This window comes from Streptomyces sp. NPDC053431, assembly GCF_044544925.1.
Classification (GTDB): domain Bacteria; phylum Actinomycetota; class Actinomycetes; order Streptomycetales; family Streptomycetaceae; genus Streptomyces.
The window spans coordinates 48,529-69,848 of sequence record NZ_JBITXX010000023.1; the positions used below are offsets into that span (position 1 = coordinate 48,529).

Here is a 21,320-nt window from a genome sequence, read left to right on the forward strand (position 1 = left end):
CTCACCCCGCTCTGACAGTCAGTCACGAGACGACGCCCTATCGGCCGATCTGGCGCGGGACTGCCATGGCGCGGAGCTTGTCGGGGTTGCGTATGGCGTAGACGTGGGTGATCCGCCCGTCGGCGACTTCGATCAGGAAGACGCCTTCCAGGCGCTCGCTGCTCAGCAGGAGGGCGGGAGCGTTGTTGCAGTTGGCCCGTTCCACCCGCAGGTCTGCCAACCGGTCCGGGCGGAACAGGCGGGTGAGGATTGCGGCCACCTTCTCGGCGCCCACCACCGGCCGGCGTGCCGCGGTGGTCTTTCCGCCGCTGTCGGCGGTCCAGGTGACGTCCGGGGCGAGCAGGGAAAGCAGTCCGTGCAGGTCTCCTGTGGTCGCCGCGGTCATGAACTGCTCGGTGATGCGCGCTGTCGTGGCGGCGTCGGTGGGTTCGAAGCGCTTGCGTCGCGCCCGTACGTGTTCGCGCGCGCGGTGCGCCACCTGGCGTGCCGTCGCCACGGGCTTGCCGACCGCCGTGGCGATGTCGCGGAACTCGAAGCCGAACACCTCGCGCAGCACGAACACCGCCCGTTCATCGGGGGTGAGCGATTCGAGCAGCACGAGCATGGCCATCGACACCGACTCGGCGAGCAGCACGTCGGCCGAGGCGTCGTTCTCGTCGAGCAGGAGTGGCTCGGGCAGCCACGGGCCGACGTAGTCCTCGCGGCGCCGCGCGCTCGTCCGCAGGGCGTTGAGCGCCTGACGGGTCACCAGCTGTGCCAGGTACGACTTGGTGTCGCGCACGGTCGCGAGGTCCACGTCGGCCCACCGCAGATAGCTGTTCTGCAGGACGTCGTCGGATTCGGTCGCCGAGCCGAGGATCTCGTAGACGATCGTGAAAAGCAGCGGTCGCAGCACAGTGAACCGCTCGGCATGCTCGTCGGTGCTCACGCGGACGTGACCCCCCGCACGCCAGGGGCCGCTCCGACCGGACGCGGGCCGCCCTTGGGCCAGCCCATGGAACCCGGTCGGGCCGCCTCGCGACGGATCCGCTTCGCGACCACGAACTTGCAGGTCAACTCCTTGATCGCCGCGCCCGCACGGCCGCCGATGTAGAGGTTGAGCGCGGTGTCGTCCTTCCGGGCGAGCTGCCGGATGCCGGCACGCCGGCCGAGGCTGACACACGCTCCGCTGAAGGCCAGTTCGATCACCGCCGGTTCGGTCCCTGCCAGTCGGCTCAGCACGGTGTCGGCCGCCTGTGCCCCGAGCGGGCCGGCCGCGTAGCCGCTCATCCGCAGCGGCCGGCCCGAGGGCGCGGCCGCGTCGCCGGCCGCGATGACGCGGTCGTCGTCGATGCTGGTCAGCGTCTCATCGGTCAGGAGCCGGCCGATCCCGTCGGTGCGCAGTCCGCTCGCCGCCGCGAGATCCGGTACGCCGAATCCTGCCGTCCAGACGGTCAGCGCACTGGGCCGCACCCCGCCGTCGGCAAGGACCACCGCGTCCTGCCGCACCTCCGTGACCGACACGCCTTCGAGTACGGCGACGCCGTGCCGGGTGAGCCATGCGGCGATGTAGCGGCGGCCGGCTGCGCTGAACGTCGGCGCCAGGGCGCTGCCGCACACCAGAGTGATCCCGCGTCCCTGCTCGGCCAGCTCCGCGGCCGTCTCGATGCCGGTCAGACCGCCGCCCACCACCGTGACCGGAGCATCGAGGGGCAGTTCGTCCAGCCTGGCGCGCAGCCGCCGCGCGGACTCCCACTCCGCGACGTCGCAGGCGTGTCCGGCCGCGCCGGGCACCGCTGCGGGCGCCGCGCCGGTGCTGCCGACCGCATAGATCACGTAGTCGTAGTCCAGCGCCCGTCCCGACGCGAGTCGTACTTCGCGGGCGGTGGTGTCGATGCGCGTGGCACGGTCCACCACCAGCTTGATGCCGCTGCCGAGGAGGGTGTCGTAGTCGATCGTGGCCTCGCCGGAACGGGCCACGTACTGGTGCAGTCGGATGCGCTCGACGAAGTCGGGCCGGGGATTGATCAGCGTGATGTCGAGGTCGGGGCGCGCCCGCAGACGATTGGCCGCGAGCGTTCCGGCGTACCCGCCGCCGATGACGACGACCTTGCTGGGGCTGTTGTGTTCGCTCATGCCCTCAAGACACCGGCGACCGACGAGGACGTGACACCGGGCGATGTGACGTACGTCATCAACCGAGGCGATGTGACTCACCGTGCGAGTGTCTCCGGCCGGCCCGTCGATCTCGACCAGCTTCCGCAGCCCAGCTCCTGGCCGCGATGGAGCCGGCGACGCTCATCCGTACGCGACCGGGGAGCGGAGGCGTAGGTACGCCGACACGTGCAGGAACCTCAGCGCATAGACGTCGGTGTCCCTGCACGATCACATGCCGCTGTCTTCGGCGAGGGTGTGGGCGACGAGGGCGTTGGCGTGGCCGTGACCGAGGCCGTGCTCGGTCTTGAGCCAGTTGACCAGTTCCATGTGCTTGGTCAGCGGGGAGGAGTGGATGAGCTCCTTCCACTCGCTGATCGGGCGGCCGTACTTCTTCTCGATGGACGGGAAGTAGCTGGCAGGACCCTTCACCGAGGCGGTCATGGTGGCCCCTTTCGTTTCGTGATGATCTTGGTTGGTGTCGATGATGCCGGAGGGAACGGCGGCCTGCTAGCGGTTGGCCGGGGTGCCGGCCAGGCGGGCGGTCACCGTGCTCAGCCACAGCAGGCCGAGGCCGGCGCCGAGGGTGAACGCCAGGACCGAGGCGGCCGAAGCCATGAACCCGGCGAGGACGGCCGCGGGCACCACCCGGGACGCGACGGCCCAGCCCCGCAGGCCTCGGGCGGCGAGTGGACGGGCCAGCACCACGAACGCGGCGCACAGGGCGAGGTAGCCGATCATTCCGCCGAACATGTGGACGGCGCCGTGCCCGCTCATCACCGTCGCATCGGGCGCCCCGACCGGAAAACCCGCACCGGCATCGGCCGGGAACGCCGCCGCGACCCAGAAGGAGACACCGAAGACGCCGACGAGGACCGGCCCCCACGTTCCACCGGGGCCCCCGCGCAGCGCCCGCCGCAATCCCGTCGCGCCCGCGATCAGAAGCGCCCCGGCGAGCACGAAACTCGCCGCCTGGATCCAGCCCGCCTCGCCGAGGGCGAGCTGGCTGATGGCGTTCCGCGTGAAGTCGAAGCCGTCACGCGTGAATCCCTGGGCGAGTCCCACCGCCAGGAACAGCGGTCCCGCCACCACACCACCGACCGCAGCCCACCGCGCGGCAGATCGCGACGCGGGCGCGGCGGAATGGACGTGGCGGGGCGCGGTGGGCACGGTGAGCATGTCGGTCATGGCGGGGCCTTCCTCGCTTCGATGGTGTTCGCCGATATGACCGACGGCAAGGAGCAGAGTCATCGCTCCCACCGATGTGCGCTGCATCACACAAGGGTGGCGGCTTCCCGCTCGCGTACGCGTCACCATGGACGCGGACCGCACTGCCAGGAAGGGGAGCGGCGCTGCCGATCGGGTGATTCCTCACACCGGACTCCGGCCTCCTGCCGTTTCCTCGGACGCCGCTGTGACAGGCTGCTTCCAGGCGCCCCTTCGGGGCAGCCGCACGAAGGCCCCCGCTGTGATAGTCACGTCGCCCGGGGGCCTTCATCACTGCTCGACACCAGCACGAGTGCACGTGCGCACTGCCTGCGCGACCGCCGGTTCGCCCTCCCGCGTGGCTCGACGTCCGGCCGGATGAGTTCCACAACCGGACCCGCAGGGACGGGGAGACGACGAAAACGGCCGCCTCGGGCCGCTGCCGGGAGCGACCGCCCGCGTGGGGAACCCAAGGACATGCCGTGGAGGCTCTGATCTGCGGCAACGAACTAATCGGCGTGCTGCGAGACAGTCCGGTCGGGCATCATCACGGGATGATCGGCAATCGGATCACCTCTCGCATGGCGGACGGCGCCCGTGTCCCGGGAACGTGGCGCCACGCGTTCATATGCAACGGCGGAACCTACTTACTCACAGACCTCTTCATCTACGCTGACGGGCTCGTCGACTGCTGGGAACTGGTCACGCTCGACGAGTTCGAGAAGAAGCTCCGCAGCGGTTGGGTGGCCACCAGCCTTCCCGACGGCGGTCTGGCGTCCGCACACCACCTGGCCTCGTGGACCTTTGGTGAGCCGGACACCTGGCTGACCCCGGAGCTGCTGCTCGCAGAAGTCCGCGACACCATCGACGAGCTGAACGGTCGCCCCGATTCGACCGGTCGCTGCCTGGCGGCGGTGGATGTGTTCCTCGCCGACCGGACGGAGGAGAACCGGTCCGCCGCCAGGGCCGCCTACCTGGCCATCCCCAAGACCGTGCGTCACTACGCTCTCGGCGACATGGACCGCAAGGACCGTCCTTTGCAGGCCCTGGTGATGGGGCCGGGCGGCCGCTTTCCCCGCTGGCCTGACGTACGGGTTTCGCAGGAAGAGTACGACGAGGCCGTCGCCTACTTCGAGGAGCGGGGCCGATGGCTGGCCGAGGCCCCTTCGCGAGTGCCGGCGGACGGGGCGGTGAACTCCTTCGCCCCCGCGGTGAAGCTGTACGAGTCGTATCCGCAGCGCGCGCTCGAGCACCCGGACAAGCGGGGCCTGCGCAACGACTACCCCGCACCCATCACCCTGGACGGCGTCACCTATCCGTCGGTGACGCACGCCTACTGGGCCCGGTCCGTCGCCGAACCGGAGGCGCGCGCCTCGGTCGTCACCGCGGAGAGGGGGCCGAAGGCCCGCACCCTCGCGGCCAAGGCGACGCGACGTGAGGGCTGGGAGCTGACCCGCACCGCAGTCATGGCTCGGTTGCTGCGCGCCAAGTACCAGCAGCACTCCGACCTTGCCGCGGTCCTCCTGGCCACGGGCGACGCGACCTTGCTCTACGACGACGCGGACTCGGGCTTCTGGGGCGACAACGGAGGCCGGGGCCGGAACTGGACGGGGCGCCTCCTGGAACTCGTCAGGTCCGAACTGCTGGCCGACCAGGCCGGTATCGGCTAGGACCTGTCCGGTCGATCAAGGTGTTGGCGTTGGAACAGCGTGTGGCTGCGAGGGGTTCGGCTGGGCAACGGCGGTCTGGTCACTTCTCTGAACGATCAGGCGGCGTCAGGCGCCTGATGTTCCATGCGTTCCTGCATGTGTCCGAAGAACTCCTCCGGTCGCGTCACGCCGGCCGTCACCCGGGCGAACTCGTCCTGTGCCGAGCGGCTGCGGGAGACGGCGAGGAGGAGTTCCTGCATTTCGGGAGGCGGTGGTCCCAGCGTGGCGAAGTCGGCCGTGAACTCGTACATGCTCATGACCTCGGAGTCCCTCGTCTCCTGGCAGGCACGCATGGCTTCGTCGAAGGGCCGCCGGCCGACGAGCACGTCGTCGAGTGCCCGGGTGCACCGCTCCGCGTCCCGGAAGGCGTCCTGGATGCCCTGCGCGGTGATGGGGTCCTTGAGGTATCCGGCGTCTCCGACGAGGATCCAGCCGGGACCGTAGGGCTTGCGGAAGTAGTTGGGGATGGCCATGCCGACGAACCGCTCGGCCCGAGTGGCTTTCGAGACCCGTTCGGCGAAGCCCGGCGCGCGGGCCAGTACGGCGTGGTAATTGCCTTCGACGTCGTCGCGGTTGGCCTCGAAGTCGCGCATGGGCCAGGCGCAGATGACCAACGTCTGGTCGTCATTGGTGGGCCATGCGGCGAAGGCGCGGTCCTCACGGTCGTACGCCTCGAACGTCCCGTTCAGCGGCAGACCGGCCCAGTAGGTGTAGTAGTAGGCGTTGATCTTCGGCTTCTCCGCGTAGGCCGTGGCGTCGGTCGCCCTCGCGACGGAGGAGTGGAGTCCGTCTGCGCCGACGACGATCCGGGCGTGGTCGGTGGCCGTCCTGCCGTCCTTGCCGTGACCCTTGATGCCGGTGACCGTCCCACCGTCGAACAGAATCTCCTCGACGGTGAATCCCTCTCGTACCTCGGCGCCGGACTCCGCGGCGGCGTCGACCAGGATCTTGTCCAGGACCGTGCGGCGCGGGGCGTAGGAGACGTCGAAGCCCTCACCGGCAGGAGAGCCCGTGATGACGAAGGGGCCCAGATCGAACGCATACGTATGGATGGCGGGGCAGCCGGTTGCGACCACGCGGTCCAGCAGTCCCCAGCGGTCGAGCGCGGCCAGGCCGGGCGGATGGATCAGGTGGGTGGAGATCGTGTCGCTCGGGAACGTCGCCCGGTCCACGAGGAGGACCCGGTGACCGAGCCGGGACAGGAGCATGGCGGTCGGGGCTCCTGCGCACCGTGCTCCTACGACGATCACGTCGTAGCGCTGGGTTTCGGCACCGGACGCGCCGGCCGAGCTGGTCATGGACCTCACCTGCCGGATCGAGCACACCGCCTGGCGGAATCGTCCGAGGGCGGACGCGGCGGTGCGTCTCTCTTCACGTTAGCCCAGCTCCGCCCCGCTTTCTCAGCGAGCCGTGGGCGACTGCCCTGGTCGGCTGCCCTGCCGAGTGGATCACGCTCCGCTGAGCTGTCGGGATCAGTGCTCTCGCACCCGTGGAGTCTCCCCCTCCCCGTTCACCAGTCCCGGCCGGCGGTCAGCTCCTCCGAACGTACGACAGGCAGACCGCGGGACCGCGGGCATGCGAACGTGCGAGAGGCAGACCGCGGGACCGCGGGCATGAGGCCGCAACCCCCTCCGCGTCCCCGCGTCCTTTTGTGAGCCGACTCTCGCGGCCGGTCCCGAGCCGCACGACCCCGGAGGTTCCCGTCCGTATGCCCGTGACCGGCCCCAACCCACCGCAGACACGGCCCCGCCGCAGGCCCTGGCTGAGGCCCGCCCTGTTGGGCGTCGTGTGCGGCATCGTGCTGACCGGCTGCTTGGTCACCGTTCTGCGCTGGCCGCACGACGAAGTGACCTACCGCAGCGATCCCCCGCCTTCGCTGATCTACCCGGACGAGGCGCCACACCACCTGGCCCTGGTCCGCAGCAGCACCCTGTCGGGGAGCGACACCTTCCGGTTGTTCATCGGCAGCCAGCCCACGCCCGCCTACGGGCACTGGCTCGACGTCGACGCCGCCCTCGGCCGGCAGGGGGTGGAGTCGACGGAGTGGACGCGTGAAGGCGTACGGGTCCGCTTCCCGAAGGGGCACGAAGTCTTCGTCCCCGCACGGGCGTTCCTCTACGGCAGGTAACACGCCTGTCGCCGGTCCCTGGCCCGACACACGAGCCGCTGTGGGACGCGCAACCCCCGCCTGGCAGCCGCTCGCAGAGGGTCGCCAGATGCGGCGAACCCTGGGCCGCAGCGAGGCACAGATTTCGCTGTACCCAGGTTCCTGCCCGAGAGGCCGATCGGCCTCTCGGGCAGGAACTGTCAGTACAGGGCGTCTCCCATGGGCGAGTCCTCGCCCGTGACGTAGGCGCGGATCGATGCCAGGTACTCCGCACGTCCGACGCGCTCGTCACCGTCGCTGTCCAGGGCGTCGAAAGCCGCGTCGGCGTTGTCCGCAGGGTTGCCCAGTGCCTGGCGCAGCAGGGTGAACTCCGAGCGGTCCAGGGCGCCGTCCTGATCGGCGTCGGCGAGGTCGAACAGTGCGCCCAGGGCGTACTGGCAGATGTTGTCGAACTTGTCAGCGTCCACCCAGGCGACGTACTCCTGGTAGGTCATCACGCCGTCGCCGTTGGCATCCATCGCGGCCCAGGCCCGCTCGCCGGCGGCGAGGGCGACGACCACGAGCGGGTCGTCCTGGCTGCGTCCGGTTGCCCGACGAGCTCGTTCGATGCGGACGAAGTAGTCGTGCTTGGAGGCGACTCCGTCTCCGTCCGTGTCCAGCATCGCGTAGATGCGGGCCTTCGGGGCTGAGGAGTCAGCAGGGGCCGGCTGGGGCTCGGTCTGGGGGAGCGACATGTCGGCTCGCCTTTCGGTTCTGGGTGTGGACAGGTCGGCCGGGTGGCTCAACGGGTGAGTCGGGCAAGGAGGGTCGAGCCGGGAGCGGTGTCGCCGGCCCGGGTGCCGCAGCCGGTACCGGAGCGGTGTCCACCGCGTGGATGGTGCACCGGGCGAATCGCGTGCTGACGACGGTGCGGTTGCGGCCCCCGCGCCGGGCCTACGGAGGCCACGGGCTGTGCGAGTCCCGTGGGGTCGAAACAACCCGCGCATGCATCACTGCCACCAACGCGCTGCTACGACGAAGGGCACGGCCCACGTCGGCCTGCCACCCACAGGGGTGCCGCCGAGGCCGCAACAAGGCCCAGGCTCCGCCGCTGAACGCATCTCCCGTTTCCGGTCACACTCTCGATCGGCGGCACGGAGGCCGAGCGCGTGGCCCTCGACCTGGTCGAGGCGACCCCGCAGCCCCCGCACGGCCGGGAGCGGGTCGGCGAAACCGTCACTGGGCCGGGCTGGCCGCCGGGCCAGCCGGCCAGCCGGCCAGCCCGGCGAGGAGCAAGCACGGGCAGCGGGCACTGTCCGATCTTTCAGTACCGACGGCCGCGCCGCCGGACCTGCCGCGGAGCACGGGATGGGGCTACCGCCGGGGCGCGACCGCCCGCATCGTCACTCGTTCGGCGTAGCCCGACCGTCTCCTGCCCACCGGTCGGCGCGTCGCTGTCCGCCCCCGCCAAGCACTGCGGAGAGGGGCGCGCGTGGTGGCGCGCCGCGTTCGATGGTGGTCCGGTGGACGTGACGACCGCGTCCGGGTGACCGGATCCGAGGAGGCGTACCTGATGAGTGGTAGCGGTGCGATACGGCTCACCTTCGAGTACCAAGGCCACCACATCGAACTGATCGCCAGCGAGCACGTCGACCTGGTGCTTCCGGGCGGTCAGGGGGTTCAGCAGGGCTTGGCGGTCGGCCTGGCCCCGGCGGGCCCCAACGAAGAGCCGGGCGTCTCGGTCAGCTACCGGGTGGACCTGCTGAACGCACGGGGACAGCGGCTCCACAGCCATCCGCTGGACAACCCCGTCATCGAAGAGGCCGAGGTTCCTTCCGCCGATCCGGACCGGCCCTTCACGCACCAGCCGGTCTCCCAGGCCAAGGGACGCTTCTACGTCCTGGTGCCCGCGTTGGCGGAGGCGAAGGAGGTGGCGCTGCTGCGCATCACCGTGAAGACGCACACGGTCGCCCGGTACGCACTGGGGCACGGCGCCGAGGGGAGCGGATCCTGATGGGTACGGGCGACGGCACCGTCCTCGGCACGACGCTGCTCCACAACAGCGGCCCGGCCGCCTCGCGGTGGAACCTCGTCCTGCTCTCGGAGGGCTACAAGAGCAGCGAGATGACCCAGTGGCACGCGGACGCGCAGTTCTTCGTCGGCCAGCTCTTCGCCATGCCGCCGTTCGACGAGGCGGCGATGCAGGGCAGGATCAACATCTACCGCGTGGACGTCACCTCCACCGACAGCGGCGCCGACGACCCCGCGCCCTGCGGCGGAACGGGAGTGACGGCGAAGACCTACTTCGACGCCACGTACTGCACCGGCGGGCTCGAGCGCCTGCTGACGGCGAACACGTCGATCGTGGAGGGCGTGCTCAAGGCCCAGGTCCCGTCCTGGCACCAGGGGATCGTGGTGGTCAACAGTGCCAAGTACGGAGGCTCGGGCGGCACCATCGCCGTGACCTCGACGGCCACCAACTGGGTCACGGTCGCCGTGCACGAACTGGGACACTCCGCGTTCAAGCTCGCCGACGAGTACGAGTCCTGGGCCGGCTGTACCAGCGGCGAGAGCGGACACGACTCGTACAGCGGCATCGAACCGACCGCACCGAACGTCACCCTCGACTCCGGCCGCACCACCATCAAATGGGCGGCGCTGGTCCAGGCGGCCACGGTGATGCCCACGTCCCGGAACGCCAACTGCGCGGTGTGCGACCCGCAAACCAACCCCGCGGCCGCGGGCACGATCGGCGCCTTCGAAGGCGCGGGCTACTACCACTGCGGTCTGTTCCGGCCGGCGTTCAACTGCATGATGCGCAACCTCACCCCCTTCTGCGCCGTCTGCCGGCAGGCGATCCGCCGTACGCTGAACCCCTTCGAGTGGGCCCTGCGCGCCGTGGACGTGACGTCCACCATCGTCGAGTGTGCGTTCGCCCCCTCCGGCGAGCCCGCGCCGAACGACATCGCCCCCGCCATCCAGATCGCCGGCGCCACGGGATCGGGTTCGCTCCAGTCGCGCCTGTACCCGCGCGGCGTCGCCGGCTCGGTCGGCGCGGGCTGCTACCCGTACGAGTACCGCGTCGACATGACACCGGTCACCGGGCCACTTCCGGCATCCGCCGTCCGTACGCTCAGCTTCGACTTCGGCCCCGTCAGCCGCATCAACTACGACGGAACCGGCGGCGCGGACCTCTTCGTCATCACCCAAGGCGGACCCGGAACGGTCCGGCCCGCATCCGTCACACAGCGGGACAACCGCCTCACCATCGCCTTCGCCGCCCCCGGCGTCGCGGCCGCCCACAGCAGCTTCACCATCGGCCTCGCATCGGACCATCCGCCGCGCGACACCACCGCCCAGGTCACCGACGGAGCCGGGAACACCCACACCATCGCCACCCGCGCCCCGGCATTCCCCCATCCGTAGAACCCGGGCATCGAGCCCTACCCCAACCCCCTCCCCAACCCCCCTCCCCAACCTCTCTCCCCGGCTCCCCCCCCCACCGCGAAGCCCCGGCATCGACCCCCGTTCAAACATTGAAGCTTGCACAGGGCACTGCCCCTGACCTGCGCCTATCGTGAGATTCATGGACGGCTACGGAAGCAGCACCGGCCGGTCCGACGGGGGAGCGGCCGCCACCCCTCAGCTCGAAGTGAGCCTCCCCGAATGCAGGCGGGGCATGCCGCTCGAGATCCGCGGGACGGGCTGGCAGAGCTGGCCGGTCCGGCTGTCGGTCGACGGTCAGGCGGTCCTGCCGGAGCGTGTACTGCAGGGGCTGACCCTGGCCGATCCCGCCCGGGACAAGGGCGAGGCGATCCGGCCGGACGGTACCGGGGTCTTCCTGTGCCGGCTCTCGACGCTCCGGATGGAGCCGGGCGAGCACCACATCGGGGCCACCTACGCCGAGACGGGGGAGGGGTACGCGCAGGACGGGTACGAGGGCAGCGCCCACACCCGGGTGGTGGTCAGGGCGCGTGGCGAGCAGGCGCGCGGCGGCGACGTCCCGCCGACGGGTCCCGACGACGGACAGGGGAACGGGCCCGCTCAGGAGCGGGAGGCGAGCGACAGCGCCTTCGAGCGCGAGCGATTCCACTGGGAGCGCCGCTTCGGCCACCTCGGCCGCATCCCGCCCGGCGTGCGGGAGAAGCAGATTTCGCAGATCAGGGCGCTTCGGGAGCGTCGGGCCGGAAGGGAAGCGGCCCTTCGGGCCACGGCGGACCAAGGCCCGGGCACCTTCCCGGCGCCGCCGGTCACGGGCGGCACCAACTGGACGCCGGTGGGTCCCGGCCCGGTCGTGTCCTTCGGCACCGGCTACAGCGGCCGCGCCCTCGCGATCGCCATCGACCCCACCGACCCCAAGACGGTGTACCTGGGCACGGCGAACGGCGGCGTGTGGAAGAGCACGGACCGCGGGCAGACGTGGACGCCGAAGTCGGACTTCCAGCGCAGCCTGGCGATCGGCGCCCTCGCCATCGACCCGAACGACCACCTCCACATCGTCGCGGGAACGGGGGAGCTCCAGTCCTCGGCCGACACGTACTACGGCAACGGGCTGCTGAGTTCCTCCGACGGCGGCAACACCTGGACGGAGCTGGCGACGGCGCGCTTCGAACGGGCGGAGATCACCCGCCTTGTGTTCGATCCGACGGACTCGACCGGCAAGGGCCTGCTGCTGTCCTCCAGCATCGGTGTCTTCGAGAGCACCGACGGCGGCGTGAACTGGATGCTCCGCACGGGCCCCGGCCTGTTCACCGACATGGTGGTCCTGCGCATGCCGGGCCCGCAGGGGACCATCAAGGTCATCACTGCCGCCTTCGGCCAGGCGCTGTGGACGAGCACGCGGACCAACGGGGCGTGGTCCGCCTGGACGGTGATCAACAGCACGGAGCTGCCCGCGGCCGGCACGTTCGACCGGGTGGCGCTGGCGCAGCAGGCGGAGAACCCCAGCCTGATTCTGGCCCTGTTCGCCTGGTACCCGGGCTTCGTCGCGCTCGCCAGGACGACGGACGCGGGCGCCACGTGGTCGGCGGTTCCGATGCGCCTCAACTCTCCTGCCGGGCCGACGACATCCCCGAGTGCGGGCCACGACCACAAGTTCACCGTGCCCGCCTCGGACATGACGGCACCGACGGCTCCCCACACGTACACGAGCTCGTCGACCGGAGTCCCCACCCACGCACACACCGTGTCGTTCACGGCGCAGCAGTTCGCCCGTCTGGCCGGCGGCGGACAGGTGACCTTGACCACCAGCGACTTCTCCGGTCACACCCACACGGCCACCTTCGGCTTCACCAACCAGAGCTGGTGGGCCCTCGACGTGGCCGTGCACCCGACCGATCCCGACATCGTGTTCGTGGCCGAGCGCAGCCTGTGGCGCTCGACCACGGGTGGCGGCGTCTTCGACTACGTCGCGAACGTCCACGACGACCACCACGCTCTCGTCTTCGATCCCGTCAACCCCTCCACCTGCTGGGAGGCCAACGACGGCGGTGTGCAGATCTCCACCGACACGGGCGTGACGTGGAGCCACCGCAACCGCGACCTGGCGACGCTGCAGTTCGAATCGCTCTCCCTGCATCCCGAATGGGAGAACGTCATGCTGGGCGGCACCCAGGACAACGGCGTCCAGCGCTACGCGGGGACTCCGGCCTGGACCCTGTCGAGGGGCGGGGACGGCGGATTCACCGCCATCGACCCCTCCAAGCCCACCCGTATGTTCATGCAGTACACCCACGCGACCATCCTGCGGTCCGACGACGCCGGCGCCGTCTGGAACATGAAGAACAGCGGGATCGCCGACAACGACGTCGAGTTCTACGGCCCCTTCGCCCTGGACCCGGCCACCCCCACGACCTGCTACTACGGCGGCGGTATGCTCTGGCGCAGCGCGAACAGCGGGGACACCTGGTCGGCCATCTCGGCGGCGCCGGTCAAGGCGATCACGGCGATCGCCGTCCACCCGACCGACAGCACCACCGTGTACGCCGCGACGAAGGACGGCCACGTCTACCGGTTCCGGCGCACCGGAGCGACATGGAACCCCGCCGACGTGTCCCGCACCGAGCTGACCGCCCCACCCCTGCCTGCGCTGTGTATTTCGGACATCGCCGTCGACACCGCGGGCACCGTCTGGGTGACGATCGCAGCCCTGCAGAAGACCGAGGAGTCCGGAGAGTTCAGCAGCGACCACGTCTACCGGTGCGCCGCGACCGACGGCGTGTGGACCTCGCGCTCCGGCGGCCTGCTGCAGGCCAATCCCATCAATTCGATCGTCATCGACCCCACCGACAGCAACCGGCTCTTCTGCGGCGGTGACATCGGCGTCTTCCGGACCGAGAACGCCGGCCTGACCTGGACCGCGTGGGACGAGGGGCTGCCCAACTCCCCGGTGTTCGACCTCGTCCTGCACGCCAAGAGCCGGCTGCTGCGCGCGGCCACCCACGGCCGCAGCGTCTGGGAGCGGCCCGTCGACGCGGCGCAGGCGAAGACGGTCGACCTGTATCTGCGCGACACGGTTCTCGACTCCGGACGGGTCCAGCCCGGCCCCTCCGGCGTCGCGGACCCCTTCGACCCGAGCGCCACGCCCGGCGTGATGTGGTGGTGGCAGAGTCCCGACATCGTCGTGGACGCCCCGGAACCGACCTACCAGACGGCCACCCCGGTCGGCGACTACGTCGCGCTGACCACGATCGCCCACCGCACCGCGCGCCGGGACCGCCTGAACCGCTTCTACGTCCAGGTCCACAACCGGGGCGTGAGCGCGGCGACGAACGTGCGCGTACGGGCGTTCCTGGCCAGCGCCTCCGCCGGCCTGCCGCTGCTGCCCACGGACTTCTGGTCCGGCGGCAGGCCCTTCGACGCCGACCCCGACGCCACCGACTACACGCCCCTCGGCCCGGCGAGGACGTTCGCGCGGCTGGAGGCGGCGGAGCCGGGCGTGGCCGAGTGGGACTTCCTCATCCCGTCCACAGCCGCCGCGCACTCCTGCATCCTCGCCGTCGCCACGTGCGACGAGGATCCCGTCCAGGCCGTCCAGACCCGCGACGTGGGGACGCTGGTGACCTCCCGGAAGCATGCCGCGCTGAAGAACCTCCAGGTGGAGAACGCGCTGCCCGGTGGTGTCGCACCGTCCAGGGCCTTCGTCGTCATGCTCAACAACTTCAAGCAGACCGCCCAGCCGTTCACCGTACGGTTCGACTGGGCGAACCTGCCCGCCGGGACGCAGCTCTACATCACCTTCGAGAAGCTCGGGAACGCTCAGGGGCCGCAGCCCGGCCATGGGGTGGAGCAGCTCCAGAACGCGGAGCAGTTCCTCCCCGCCACCTTCACCGACCGCAACGGGCTGGTACGCAAGTTCGACTTCGCGCGCTCGTTCGTGATGAAGCCGGACGAGAACCGCAAGAACGTGCTGAAAGGCGTGCACATCGACCCTGACCGCGGCTCGCGCGGTCTCGCCGTCAACGTCCGGCTGCCCGAGGGCGTGGCCGACCGCCCGGTGGAGTTCCACGTCCTGCAGGAGTTCCAGGACCAACTGCTGGGCGGCAGCACCTACGTCGTCCGGCCCACCCACCCCGACCCCGCGGGCTCGCAGGACGCACAGACAGAACAGGCCCCGTGATGTCCCATCAGCCAGCCCACCACCCCGAGCGCACCACGCTCCGCCCCCGCTTCTGGGCCGAAGTGGTCCTGGGATCCGTCGCCGCCCTGCTCTTTGTCCTCACCCTCGTCCGGCGCGACTGGATCGAGCTCCTCTTCGACGTCGAACCGGACGCCGGAAGCGGAGCCCTGGAGTGGCTCGTCGTGGCGCTCACGGCCCTCGTCGCCGTCCTGTGCGCCGTCGGTGCGCGGCTGGAATGGCGCCGAGCGCACCCGGCCGGCGCACACACCGGGCGATGAGAGCACCCCAGGCGACAACCCCATGCGGCGAGCTGCTGCCGGATGACCCCGGCCCCTTCGATCGCGTAACCGGAGGTGAACGGAAAGTGCGGTTTCCTCCTGACACGCCACCCGGCGCGAACGGGTGAGGGTCGGCCTGCGGACCCTCCCGAGGGTGTTCTCTGGTCGCACGCGCACCACGACCACGACCGGGAGACCCCATGATCAAGCCGGACCAGCTCGTCGACCCCGCCGTCCGCTCCTTCGTCAACGCCGTCAATTCCGGTGACCAGGAGGCCTTCCGCGCCGTTCTGACCCCCGACGCGACCATGTCCGACGACGGCTCCGACCGCGATCTGACCGACTGGGCGGACCGCGAGATCTTCTCCTCCCGCGGTCACATGTCGGTCGAGAAGCAGACCGAAGACGGCCGATCCCTCATCGTCGACTACCGGAACGACACCTGGGGCGAGATGCGCACCGCTTGGCGGTTCACGGTCTCCGACGGCCGCATCAGCCGCTTCGAGACCGATCAGGCCTGACCAGGGGGCGAGAGGGGCCGCGGCCGGGAGCCGCCCTTCGGGGCGGCCCTCGGGTATCCGCTGGTCACCCTCTGTCTCGCCATCGGCCTGCCGTACCCACCTCGGCAGCGTCGGCGTGCCTGCCCGGCACACGCGAGGGACCCTGGAGGTATGGCACGAGCCAACGACGAGGTCGAGGCGCTGCTGCAGGAGTACGCCGACCTCATCGCGATCCGGGGCGGGGAGGCCTTCAAGGCGCGCGCCTACGAGAAGGCCGCACGTGCCGTCGGGGGCTACCCGCAGGACATCTCCGGACTGGACGCGAAAGGGCTCCTCGAGATCCCGAACGTCGGCAGGTCCGTTGCCGACAAGATCCTGGAGTACCTGCGGACCGGCCGGATGTCCGTCGTCGACGAGGCCCGGACGTTCGTGCCGGCCGGTGTGCGCGAGCTGATCGCGATTCCGGGGCTGGGCCCCCGCAAGGCCATGGTCCTCTACGAGGAGCTGGGCGTCACCACCGTCGAGCAGCTGATCGACGCCGTCCGTCAGGAACGGCTGCGCGACCTGCCGGGCTTCGGGGAACGGACCGAGGAGAACATCCTGCACGGCATCGCCGTCCTGCAGAAGGCGGGCGAGGGCCGGATCCTCGTCAGCGCCGCCATGGACATGGCCGAGCAGCTCGTCGGGGAGCTGTCGGACATCCGGGGCTGCCTCCGGTGCGCGTACGCGGGATCCCTGCGCCGTATGAAGGAGACCATCGGCGACCTCGACATCCTCGTGGCGGCGCGCCGGTCCGCCCCGTTCATGGATGCCCTCGTCGCCCTTCCGGTCACGGCAGAGGTGATCGCGCACGGGGAGAAGAAGACCTCCGTACGGACCGTCACGGGCCTCCAGGTGGACCTACGCGTCCTCCCCCCGGCTTCCTGGGGCGCGGGACTGCAGTACTTCACCGGCTCCAAGGCGCACAACATCCGCACGCGCGAACTGGCGGTGCGCCACGGCCTCAAGCTGTCCGAGTACGGACTCTTCGACGCCGAGAGCGGCGAGACCATTACGTCCGAGACGGAAGAAGCGATCTACGCCAGGCTCGGACTGCCCTGGATCCCGCCGACGCTGCGCGAGGACCGCGGCGAGATCGCGGCCGGCCTGCGCGGCGAACTCCCCGCGCTTCTCACGGAGAAGGACATCCGCGGCGATCTGCACACCCACACCGACCTCACCGACGGCCTGGCCTCGCTGGAGGACATGATCGGTGCCGCCGCCGCACGCGGATACGCCTACTACGCCGTCACCGACCACGCCCCGAACCTGTACATGCAGCGCATGACCGAGGAGAAGGTCCTCGCCCAGCGCGAGCGCGTACGCGCGCTCGACGGCACGCACCACAGGATGCGGCTCCTGCACGGCACGGAACTCAACATCGGCCCGGACGGCTCCCTGGACTGGCCCGACGAGTTCCTCGCGGGCTTCGACATCTGTGTGGCCTCGGTCCACTCCCACTTCAACCAGAGCAGGTGGGAGCTCACCCGCCGCCTCGTCCGCGCCTGCGAGAACCCCTATGTCGCCGTCATCGGTCATCCCACCACCCGCCGGATCGGCAAACGCCCCGGCATCGACGCCGACTTCGACGCGGTCTTCGAGGCCTGCGCGCGGACGGGCACCGCTCTGGAGGTCAACGCGCATCCCGAGCGACTCGACCTGTGCGACGAGGACATCCCGCGCGCGAAGCGGTACGGCGTGAGGTTCGCCGTGAACTCGGATGCGCACGCCACCACCCATCTCTCGTACATGCGCTACGGCGTGGCCACGGCCCAGCGCGGCTGGCTGACGAAGGACGACGTCATCAACACCTGGCCGCTGACGAGGCTGCGCCAGTTCGTGGGCAAGAGGGGCCTGCGCGAGAAGGATGCCTGAAGCGAGACCTGGGTGAGGTGCGTAGCTCGTCGTTCTGTGACGGTCGGCGGTGACACTCCCGGGACGAAGGCGCCCTCGACAGTCCGGACAGTCCGCCCCAGCCCCGTATGGGACAGCACATGGAGTTACTCCCGTCGCATTGTTCACGTGCGACCCGGCATTCCCGATCGGACCTCCGCTGTTACATCTTTACGTGATGGCCACGGTGTGATGATCAGTCGGTTCGCGTGCTTCTCATCCGCCTCGTGTCCGGAATAGTATTGCTCTGCGTGCCGGTCGACTCGCGGTGTGTGACACAGGGGGTGTTGTTGTCCGGTGGCCGGTCGCGCATTTCGTCATCGGATCCGTGACTCATGGAATTGGGTGACCCATGCCTCCTCGGCTCGTCGGCCACAAAGGCTCTCTGGCAGGACAGCAGTTCCCGATCGGCGCCACACCGGTAACCCTGGGCCGCAGCAGTGACAACAGTGTGGTGATCACGGTGGGGAACGTTTCGCGCTTCCATGCCGAGGTGCGTCGGGAACGCCACGGATTCGTGTTGTACGACAGTGGCAGCAGTAACGGAACGCGAGTCAACGGGGTGCGTGTGACCTCGCATGAACTGCAGCCCGGAGACCTCGTCGAGATAGGAACCGAGACCTTCCGCTTCGAAGCGGCGGACGCGATGGAGACCATCCTCGACCTCTCCGTTCTGGGGCCGCTCGCTCCCTCCAGGGCGACCCTGGCGGCAGGGCCCGTGCTGCAGGTCACGGTGTCCGGCGGTGGTCCGGTCGGCCTGGGTTTCGCCCTGCTTCTCGAACATCTCATGGGGCCGCGGGTGGCCGTCACCGTGTACGACGGACGGTGGGTCCAGGAGGGGGAGAAGGTCGTCTGGAAGAGCGAGGGGCAGGGCAACGTCAGGCGGCAGCAGGTCGTCACCGTGCAGAGTCGCCAATACCTGAACCTCCCCGAAGAAGTGCAGGGACGCCTGTTTCGTGGCGACGCGTACTCCGAGATGTGGCCGGTGGGCCCCGATTCGCTGCGCGGCTACAAACCGAGGAACCTCCGGATCGCCTACATCGAGGACACTCTCCTCGAATTGGCCAACGAAAAGCCGGACCGGATCCGACTTGTTCCCGAAGTCTTCGACCCGGCCGAGTATCACCAGGCCGAGGGCAAGGACCATGTACTCGCCGTCTGCGAGGGAGGGCGCTCCCGCACGCGGGAGTATTTCACCGACAAGTTCGGCAACGCCGACAAGTCCATCTACTCCCTGCACGGTGAGCACATTCAGGATGTAGTCCTGGGCCTGCGGGTCAAATCGAATCTGACGGACCCCATGACCGTCCTGCTGACCGTGGCTCAGAACCGATTCCTCCTGAACGCCCTTCGCGGCGAGGGATTTCTCAACATGCGACTCACCGATGCCGAGGCCGCGGAAGTGATCGGCATCGATCCGGTCCGGCATGTCTTCGAGGAATGCATCGCCTCACGCCCGTGCGTCATGGGACGCGACGACCACGGCGACTTCCACTGCTCGACGCACAGCACGCTCTTCCTGCCCGCCATGGTCAGGGGCTCGGCCCTGTGGAAGCGCGTGCTACAGGGGCTGGCGCTGTTCGGTGTCGAAGAGAGGGACCTGAGCGCCGTCACGGCCTTCCGGCTCGACATGGTCCAGCGGCCCCGGTTCACCACCCGGCTGCGCCCGGCCACCTCGACCACGCCGGGCACCTACGGGTTCCTGCTCGGCGACGCCGCCAACGCCATCCACTTCTGGCCCGGACGCGGGCTCAACAGCGGGCTGGGCTCCGCCATCTCACTGGCCCGGTCCCTCAACGGGGCGTGGACCGGCAGGGCATTCCGGGACGCCGATTTCGCTCGCCATGAGGCGGCCATGTCCATGCTCCAGTACCGGCACAAGAGCCGGGCCTGGAACACGATGATCACCACCGACGAGAACGGCGTCAGCCGCGCCATCAAGGAGAAGATCGCACAGAGCATCGAGGAGTCTCAGGGGAGGGACGACCTGGAACGGGACGCGGACATCGACGCGCTCATGGAACGGCTCAGGGCAATCCGTGACCGGCTGGCATCACGCGTTCCCGGAATGCCCGACGACTCGACTCTCCGGAACCACATCGAATCACTCGACTCCGCCACCCTGCGCACCCTGCTGGAGAGCGGGGCGTGGGACACCCTGATCGTCGGGGGCGAAGAGGTGGACATCGACATCTTCTACCAGCAGGACCCGCGGGCCACGGCCGCCCCCACAAGGGCCCCCGCCGCGAAGTGATCACGGCAACCACGACGACCCCGCCGCGGGGGCGCAACTCCTCGACGGGGAGGCCCCCAGGGTGTCTACTTCCGGGAAGGGCGCGGGAGGGGGGTGAGGCATGAGGTCCGACGGACCGGCGGAGCGCCAGAACGGCATCCACGGTGGCTCGTTCCACATGCCGGTGGTCCAGGCCGGCGGTGACGTCACCGTCCATTTCGAGAACCCGGACGGCCCGGTCCTGCCACCCGAGCCCGTGGTGAGCACCGCGCCGCCGTTCGGGCTGCGGGACCCCGCGCGGCCCCTGCGCGGCCGGCACGAGGAACTCGACCGTCTGACCCGGCTGCTCTCCGGTCCGTCCGACGGAACGGTCCACGTCCTGTGCGGGCCCGGCGGGTGCGGGAAGAACCGGGAAACAGGGCGAAGGTTCTCTGATGCGGCACTAGGTGATCTCGGCTGTAGCGGGAGAGGACAGTGTGCTTGGAGAAGTACTGCCGCAGCAGGCCGTTCGTGTTCTCGTTCGAGCCGCGCTGCCAGGGGCTGGGGGCTCGCAGAAGTAGACCGGCATGCCGGCGGCGAGCGTGAAGGCGGCATGGCCGGCGATCTCGTTGCCTGGTCCCATGACAGGGACCGTCGCAGCTGGGGCGGAAGCCTGCGTGTGGTGTCGGTCAGCGCCCGCTGGAATTGCTCAGCCCGGTGCCCGTCGGGCATATGGATGAGCATCGTGAACCGGGTAGACCGCTCCACGAGTGTGCCGATCGCCGGCTTGTGGGCGGTGCCGACTATCAAGTCTCCTTCCCAGTGGCCCGGCACCGCTCGGTCGTTCACCTCGGTCGGCCGCTCGCCGATCATGACCATGGGCATCGCGAAGCGCTTTCGGCGGCTGTTGGCCTGGCGGTGAGGTTTCCGTCGGGCCCGGCCGGTCCGCAAGCACGGGGCCACCTCGCGGCGGAGCTTGCCCTGGCCCTGGTCGTAAAGGGCTTGGTAGATCGTCTCGTGCACTACGTGCATCTGAGGGTCACCGGGGAAGTCGCGCCGCAGCTGATTCGCTATCTGCTCCGGGCTCCAGCGCCTTTCCAGCCGGTCCTGTATATACCCGCGCAACGGCAGGTTGCTCCCAATCTTCCTGGCCTTCGGGCGTCGGTCCGCCGCTGAGCTGCGTGGGGCCGGTAGTACCAGCGGTTGTAGTCGGGCAGTACCGTCCGGTTGCGGTGGATCTCCCGGCTGATGGTCGACGGGCTGCGGCCCAGCTCGGCGGCGATCGTCCGGATGCTCGCCTTCTCCCGCAGCCGGTCGGCGATGTGGATCCGTTCCTCCTCGCGTAAACACAAAGAGGCGCCCTGTTGCTCCCGCACAAGCTGCAACAGGGCGCTTTTTGCCTCCGGAGGGCCGGCCGTTTCGGCACTCACGACCGGTCCGGGGGTTGATGCCGACGAGGCGGCTGGCCTCGCGGTTGCCATATCCGAGTTGCATGAGGCGCAAGTATTCATCCCGCTCGGCACGCAGCTTGTAGCCCCCGGTGTGCTGCCGGTTCTTGCGGGGCTTGAAGGTCATCGCTCTCCCTGAACTGGGGTGTTGCGATGACCGCTGGAACCGAAAGGGGGCGCGTTGTCCGCCTTGGCCAC

The 21,320-nt window shown here is 69.6% G+C and carries 15 protein-coding genes and 1 pseudogene; 9 read left to right on the forward strand and 7 right to left on the reverse strand.

From position 1 onward, the window contains the following. Positions 1-37: 37 nt before the first annotated feature. The 4 genes from sigJ to ACIGXE_RS33885 all read right to left on the reverse strand — a co-directional run bounded on the left by sigJ (position 38) and on the right by ACIGXE_RS33885 (position 3,321). Positions 38-928, reverse strand: a complete 891-nt coding sequence (gene sigJ / locus ACIGXE_RS33870) for an RNA polymerase sigma factor SigJ (RefSeq protein WP_399753633.1) — start codon at positions 926-928, stop codon at positions 38-40. Continuing rightward, on the reverse strand, positions 925-2,115 hold the full coding sequence (locus ACIGXE_RS33875) for an NAD(P)/FAD-dependent oxidoreductase (RefSeq protein WP_399753635.1): 1,191 nt from the start codon (positions 2,113-2,115) through the stop codon (positions 925-927). The genes sigJ and ACIGXE_RS33875 overlap by 4 nt, the downstream gene beginning before the upstream one ends. 249 nt (positions 2,116-2,364) lie before the next feature. Then, on the reverse strand, positions 2,365-2,577 hold the full coding sequence (locus tag ACIGXE_RS33880; protein WP_399753637.1) for a DUF4287 domain-containing protein: 213 nt from the start codon (positions 2,575-2,577) through the stop codon (positions 2,365-2,367). Positions 2,578-2,643: 66 nt separating this feature from the next. Then, complete coding sequence (locus tag ACIGXE_RS33885) at positions 2,644-3,321, reverse strand: DUF998 domain-containing protein (RefSeq protein WP_399753638.1); 678 nt, start codon at positions 3,319-3,321, stop codon at positions 2,644-2,646. A 572-nt stretch (positions 3,322-3,893) separates the two neighbouring features. On the opposite strand from ACIGXE_RS33885, the gene ACIGXE_RS33890 reads away from it, so the two are divergent. After that, complete coding sequence (locus ACIGXE_RS33890; protein ID WP_399753640.1) at positions 3,894-5,009, forward strand: NADAR family protein; 1,116 nt, start codon at positions 3,894-3,896, stop codon at positions 5,007-5,009. Positions 5,010-5,104: 95 nt separating this feature from the next. Here the strand turns inward: ACIGXE_RS33890 and ACIGXE_RS33895 are convergent, their stop codons facing one another. Continuing rightward, positions 5,105-6,346, reverse strand: a complete 1,242-nt coding sequence (locus ACIGXE_RS33895) for an NAD(P)/FAD-dependent oxidoreductase (RefSeq protein WP_399753643.1) — start codon at positions 6,344-6,346, stop codon at positions 5,105-5,107. 410 nt (positions 6,347-6,756) lie between these two features. Between ACIGXE_RS33895 and ACIGXE_RS33900 the strand changes: the two genes are divergently transcribed. Then, the gene (locus tag ACIGXE_RS33900) at positions 6,757-7,176 is read left to right on the forward strand and encodes a hypothetical protein (protein ID WP_399753645.1); all 420 of its coding nucleotides are present in this window, start codon (positions 6,757-6,759) and stop codon (positions 7,174-7,176) included. A 179-nt stretch (positions 7,177-7,355) separates the two neighbouring features. Here ACIGXE_RS33900 and ACIGXE_RS33905 read toward each other — a convergent pair whose 3' ends face one another. Then, the gene (locus tag ACIGXE_RS33905; RefSeq protein ID WP_399753647.1) at positions 7,356-7,889 is read right to left on the reverse strand and encodes an EF-hand domain-containing protein; all 534 of its coding nucleotides are present in this window, start codon (positions 7,887-7,889) and stop codon (positions 7,356-7,358) included. 818 nt (positions 7,890-8,707) lie between these two features. Here ACIGXE_RS33905 and ACIGXE_RS33910 point away from each other — a divergent pair. The 7 genes from ACIGXE_RS33910 to ACIGXE_RS33940 all read left to right on the forward strand — a co-directional run bounded on the left by ACIGXE_RS33910 (position 8,708) and on the right by ACIGXE_RS33940 (position 19,716). Beyond that, entirely contained in the window at positions 8,708-9,148 is a 441-nt protein-coding gene (locus ACIGXE_RS33910; protein WP_399753648.1) for a hypothetical protein, read from the forward strand. Continuing rightward, positions 9,148-10,560: a M64 family metallopeptidase gene (locus ACIGXE_RS33915; RefSeq protein WP_399753650.1), complete on the forward strand. Its 1,413-nt coding sequence runs from the start codon at positions 9,148-9,150 to the stop codon at positions 10,558-10,560. Before ACIGXE_RS33910 ends, ACIGXE_RS33915 begins: the two co-directional genes overlap by 1 nt. Before the next feature lie 160 nt (positions 10,561-10,720). Further along, positions 10,721-14,752 (forward strand): glycosyl hydrolase, encoded by a 4,032-nt coding sequence (locus ACIGXE_RS33920; protein WP_399753651.1) that lies wholly within the window; start codon positions 10,721-10,723, stop codon positions 14,750-14,752. Next, positions 14,752-15,030, forward strand: a complete 279-nt coding sequence (locus ACIGXE_RS33925; protein WP_399753654.1) for an ABC transporter permease — start codon at positions 14,752-14,754, stop codon at positions 15,028-15,030. The genes ACIGXE_RS33920 and ACIGXE_RS33925 overlap by 1 nt, the downstream gene beginning before the upstream one ends. A gap of 200 nt (positions 15,031-15,230) precedes the next feature. Beyond that, positions 15,231-15,551 (forward strand): nuclear transport factor 2 family protein, encoded by a 321-nt coding sequence (locus ACIGXE_RS33930; RefSeq protein WP_399753656.1) that lies wholly within the window; start codon positions 15,231-15,233, stop codon positions 15,549-15,551. Positions 15,552-15,701: 150 nt separating this feature from the next. Beyond that, positions 15,702-17,444 (forward strand): DNA polymerase/3'-5' exonuclease PolX, encoded by a 1,743-nt coding sequence (gene polX, locus ACIGXE_RS33935; protein WP_399753659.1) that lies wholly within the window; start codon positions 15,702-15,704, stop codon positions 17,442-17,444. 370 nt (positions 17,445-17,814) lie between these two features. Then, entirely contained in the window at positions 17,815-19,716 is a 1,902-nt protein-coding gene (locus tag ACIGXE_RS33940; protein WP_399753661.1) for an FHA domain-containing protein, read from the forward strand. A 422-nt stretch (positions 19,717-20,138) separates the two neighbouring features. On the opposite strand, the pseudogene ACIGXE_RS33945 reads toward ACIGXE_RS33940, so the two are convergent. Next, positions 20,139-21,249, reverse strand: a pseudogene (locus ACIGXE_RS33945) (IS30 family transposase); the annotation flags it as partial. Positions 21,250-21,320: the final 71 nt, after the last annotated feature.